Origin of the sequence: Mesorhizobium norvegicum, assembly GCF_004919685.1 — a bacterium.
GTDB lineage: Bacteria > Pseudomonadota > Alphaproteobacteria > Rhizobiales > Rhizobiaceae > Mesorhizobium > Mesorhizobium norvegicum.
Genome location: NZ_SMYZ01000198.1, coordinates 1 through 540, shown reverse-complemented (window position 1 = coordinate 540; position 540 = coordinate 1). Strand labels below are relative to the sequence as shown.

1 pseudogene is annotated in these 540 nt (G+C 55.2%); it reads left to right on the top strand.

The features are described 5' to 3' along the window. Nucleotides 1-56: 56 nt before the first annotated feature. A pseudogene (locus FCU66_RS40705) lies at nt 57-540 on the top strand (IS5 family transposase); the annotation flags it as partial.

Here is a 540-nt window from a genome sequence, read left to right as displayed (position 1 = left end):
AAGGCTTGTTGAGATTCAGGATTCCATTTTTGGCTTGATTGTGATTCAAGCTTTGGATGGAACGATTTGTGCTGACGGACGCCCAATGGGCGAAGATGGAACCGCATTGTCTGGGTAAGCCAGCCGATCCCGGACGAAGTGGTGGCGACAATCGCCGCTTCATTGAAGCGTTGCTTTGGATCGTGCGGACAGGAAGCCCGTGGCGCGACCTTCCAGCCTTCTTCGGGAGCTGGAACACGGTTTTCAAGCGATACCGCGATTGGGTCAAAGCCGATGTTTTCATTCGGCTTTTCGAGGCCTGCTCGGATGAGCCGGACATGGAATACGCCATGGTCGATGCTACCATCGTCAAGGTCCACCGCCATGGGCAGGGCGCAAAAGGGGGACTCAAAGCCAGGCCATAGGCCGCTCCAAAGGCGGCATGACAACTAAAATCCTGGCACTCACCGATGCACTTGGCAATCTTGTGCGCTTTGTTCTTTTGCCCGGCCAGCGGTTCGACACGGTGGGTGTTGCACCACTCATCAATGGTGTCTGTTT